This window comes from Domibacillus antri, assembly GCF_001936625.1.
In the GTDB taxonomy this organism is placed as follows: domain Bacteria; phylum Bacillota; class Bacilli; order Bacillales; family Domibacillaceae; genus Domibacillus; species Domibacillus antri.
The window spans coordinates 1-3,899 of the sequence record NZ_MSDU01000073.1 but is presented as its reverse complement, the minus strand read 5'-3'; the positions used below and the strand labels follow the sequence as shown (position 1 = coordinate 3,899).

The 3,899-nt window shown below is 41.5% G+C and carries 5 protein-coding genes; 1 reads left to right on the top strand and 4 read right to left on the bottom strand.

The features are described 5' to 3' along the window. Positions 1-469 precede the first annotated feature (469 nt). A complete protein-coding gene (locus BTO30_RS18085; RefSeq protein WP_425429480.1) occupies positions 470-586 on the bottom strand; it encodes a helix-turn-helix domain-containing protein in 117 nt (38 codons plus the stop codon). Between the two features lie 180 nt (positions 587-766). Between BTO30_RS18085 and BTO30_RS16695 the strand changes: the two genes are divergently transcribed. Continuing rightward, entirely contained in the window at positions 767-1,957 is a 1,191-nt protein-coding gene (locus BTO30_RS16695) for an oxalate decarboxylase family bicupin (RefSeq protein ID WP_075399819.1), read from the top strand. A 235-nt stretch (positions 1,958-2,192) separates the two neighbouring features. Here BTO30_RS16695 and BTO30_RS16690 read toward each other — a convergent pair whose 3' ends face one another. From BTO30_RS16690 to BTO30_RS16685, 3 genes are all read right to left on the bottom strand, one after another. Continuing rightward, positions 2,193-2,435: a WGxxGxxG family protein gene (locus BTO30_RS16690; RefSeq protein WP_075399818.1), complete on the bottom strand. Its 243-nt coding sequence runs from the start codon at positions 2,433-2,435 to the stop codon at positions 2,193-2,195. Between the two features lie 254 nt (positions 2,436-2,689). Further along, positions 2,690-2,773, bottom strand: a complete 84-nt coding sequence (locus BTO30_RS18080; protein WP_425429479.1) for an IDEAL domain-containing protein — start codon at positions 2,771-2,773, stop codon at positions 2,690-2,692. A gap of 184 nt (positions 2,774-2,957) precedes the next feature. Continuing rightward, positions 2,958-3,548 (bottom strand): YiiX/YebB-like N1pC/P60 family cysteine hydrolase, encoded by a 591-nt coding sequence (locus BTO30_RS16685; protein WP_075399817.1) that lies wholly within the window; start codon positions 3,546-3,548, stop codon positions 2,958-2,960. Positions 3,549-3,899: the final 351 nt, after the last annotated feature.

Here is a 3,899-nt window from a genome sequence, read left to right as displayed (position 1 = left end):
TTATCGAACGGCACCTTCCGAATAGTCTATTTAGTCTATTGAATGGAGTATTCGACACTAACCATAATATTCCTTCTAAAAAAAATAAAAATCCTGTCGAAATTGACAGGACTCCGTTGTTTTATATTTAATTAATGTGCAGTGCCGTGTTTCTAATTGAATGGAGTGCCTCACATCAATATTAGAGGTCTATGAATAATAGCCCCACTCCTGTTATGGTCGGAATCACCTTAAAGGTCACTGCACATTGATATTATATCCTTTTTTGCTGCGTAAAAAAACCAATGTCCCCAAACAACTTTCAGAGTTTCTGTATAAGAACTCACGTTTAAAATAAGGGTACATTGGTTCCTTAATTATATCTCACTTTTACCTGTTCTGTATGAGGATTCATGTTTATACGAAAATAAAACATTAACACAGAGCCAGCATGTAGTCTTTAAAATTCATTCGTTAATTCATCAAAGCACTACAGAAACAACTTTTTTTGATCATTTATATACTCCGATAAATCACTTGCACCACAATTGAGATATTCACACAGTGCCGACAAAGTGCCATATTGAACCCCTTTTGATGTTCTTATAGCAACGCCTGTATAGATCCCTTTGAAAAACCAGTTTCTTCTTTCACATCCGCCATATTCTGTGCAGAAGAGGTTAGTGTATTTTTACAGGAATAGATATATTTTCGAAAGCATCCTCATAAATTACAGTTGTTACTATATAGAACCTCTTCAACAATAAAAGTGAAGGGAGCAGATTTGATGAAAAAAACATCTAGGAATCAAGCCTCTTACAAAAATATCCCGCAGCCGGTAAGGGATGATGGTGCCGGCGCAGTCGATTTTGGCCCTAGAGACATTTTGAGGGACCTTGAGAATCCCGACATGCTCGTTCCGCCGGCCACTGACGCAGGAACCATCCCTAATTTAAAATTTTCTTTTTCCGACACCCATATGCAGTTAAAGCATGGCGGTTGGTCGCGGGAAGTAACGGTTAGAGAGCTGCCCATCGCAACGACCCTTGCGGGGGTGAACATGCGTCTGACGCCAGGAGGTGTACGCGAGCTGCATTGGCACAAGCAAGCAGAGTGGGCTTACATGATTTTGGGCCGTGCAAGAATCACCTCAGTTGATCAAGAAGGGCGAAATTTTATAGCCGATGTCGAGGCGGGGGATTTGTGGTACTTCCCCCCCGGAATTCCACATTCGATCCAAGGACTGGAGGAAGGCTGTGAATTTCTGCTTGTTTTTGACGATGGCAGTTTCTCTGAGTTCGACACCTTTACGATTACGGATTGGTTCGCGCACACACCAAAGGACGTACTTGCTGCCAATTTCGGTGTACCGGAAAGCACTTTTACCCGCATCCCTGCAAAACAACGCTATATTTTCCAAGCCAAAATACCAGCACCGCTGGAAAGCCAGAGGGTGCCGGATCCTTACGGTACTGTACCAAAGAGCTTCACACATCGGCTGCTTGCTCAGGAACCGATCTCTACTCCAGGCGGGACGGTACGCATAGTTGATTCCACTAATTTTCCCATTTCAACGACAATTGCGGCGGCGTTAGTAGAAGTCTTTCCAGGCGGAATGAGAGAAATGCATTGGCATCCGAATAATGATGAGTGGCAGTATTACCTCTCTGGAACCGGGCGCGTGACTGTATTCACGGCTAGTGGTACTTCGAGAACTTTTAATTACCGGGCCGGTGATGTAGGCTATGTACCGTTTGCTACGGGACATTATATTCAAAACACAGGCCGCCAAAGTCTTTGGTTCCTGGAAATGTTTAAGAGTAATCGCTTTGCAGACATCTCTTTGAACCAGTGGATGGCGCTGACTCCAAAAGAGCTAGTGCAGGACCACTTGCATGCAGGACAGGATCTGATAAACGCATTGCGGAAAGAGAAATGGCCGGTCGTGAAATATCATGGTAACCTAAAATCACCTTGACAGGCGTGAAGCTGCCTAAATGAATGTTATAACGTTATAGTTTGTTTTCAAGTAAAGAAGAGGCTGCTCAAAAGCTCTTTGAGACATCCCCTTCTTCTTTTCTATAGTCGGATTTTCTGATTTTGGGCCTGTTTTATTGCTCTTTTGGCCGTGTTGTTAATGAATTCGTCTTTCATAAAACAGAATCCGGCTATAATATCGGCATATCGTTCTGCATGGCACAGTTCCTTCATCACTATTTCTTTTCATCCCGTCTTCGTAAACCGAAAAGACCGAGTAAACCAAGAAGACCAAGCCAGCCCCATTCCATGTCATCATCATCCGCGCCAGCAACGTTGTCAGCAACATTATTGTTTTGAGCAGCTGCCTCGGTGATGGAATGGTTGTACTCCCGGTTACTTTGAGCACTTACTCCTAATCCAGAGAGCATGACAGTAAGCGTTAGCACGGAAATGTAGTAAAGTAATTTTTTTAGCATAAATACCCACCTCCTTTGCATCATCCCCTTTAACATGCCCAACTAAAAGAATTTTTATTCCAAGAATTAATTTTTTTCAGAAAGAAAAATCTCCACTGTGTGTGTTCAATCTGCATAAGATAATTGGTTAAATGATTTGTAGGGATTTTATCTTATCTCAAAAACTGTTGATAATTAGGTATAAGTATTCAAAATATTTCTAGTTATTAAGCGAGAAATGCATTCTTATACATCCTGTTGAATACCAAAAATCATCAGCTGCTCCATATCTCAATCGCCTTTCCAGTAAGCTCATCAAACCACTGCCTGTCCCTTTTTAAGAGTGCCAGATCAATCACCACTGACTAGCCACTCATCTGCAGCGTGCCGACTGATTCTAACCGATGTATTTCATACAAGCCATGCGATGAAAGGGACCCATTGATTTCACCACCAGCAATTCGCGCTACTTTCGGTCATTTAATTTGAATTCCCTAATATCCCATATAGCTGATAGAGCAAATCTCTATAATAGGTCCCCTGTCATGAAATAATTTCAAACAACGGGTATACATTAGAATCAGATGCAATATGCTCAGGATAAATAAAACCTTCCTTGCTGCGCGGGAAATGAACGCCGATTTGCCGAAAACAATGGTCAACGAATTCAGAACAAATGTATTCATAATTGTCTTTATGCTGCCCAATCCCTAACTTAATCCTCGTCAAAATCCGAATGATTTCCGTTTGATCATAGTTACGATTGAGTAAATCAATCGCTGTTCCAACCAAAATATCCAGTAACGTTCGGTCAAAATAAGGATCAATCAGTTTATCATGACGTGCAGTGAAGAGCGCACCGTTATACTTTTTCCCCGTATTTTCATAATTCGTCATGTAGTGCATTAGAGGAACGATACGGACGCCCACGTTCTCCACGCTTTCAAAAACAAGCACCCGGTCGTTCCATTCAAATAAAAAGGCGACATGGCTCATGAACGAATTGGATGCTTTTTTAATGAATTCACTAACCCGGTAGCTGCCACTGCAAAACAAAAGATCGCCTGTTTGAATTTTACCCATTGCTTTTTCATAATGAAGCTGATGTATCCCTTGAAATTTATTCGTTCCCATTTCCGCTCACTCCTAAAAAATTAATTCAGATACTATTCATCTGCCGCCCTTTTTAAATCATTGTATGATTGATAAAGGAGTAAGTTTAATTATGTTTTTGTCCATGTTGAAATTCCCTTTTAACAAATAAAAAAAGGACACGGATCACACAGCAATAAAGCTGTACAATCAGTATCCTCAAGCTTTCCTATCTTAGACAGACTCAGTTACACACATTGTAACAATTCTTCAATGGAAAAAGTCATCAAATAAGATCATCGAGCTATGATGCTGTTGGTGTATCTCCTAGAGATCCTCCTCCTGGAAGCCGCTTGGCATTCCTTCCGGATACCCGCCTGGCATTCCTCCCGG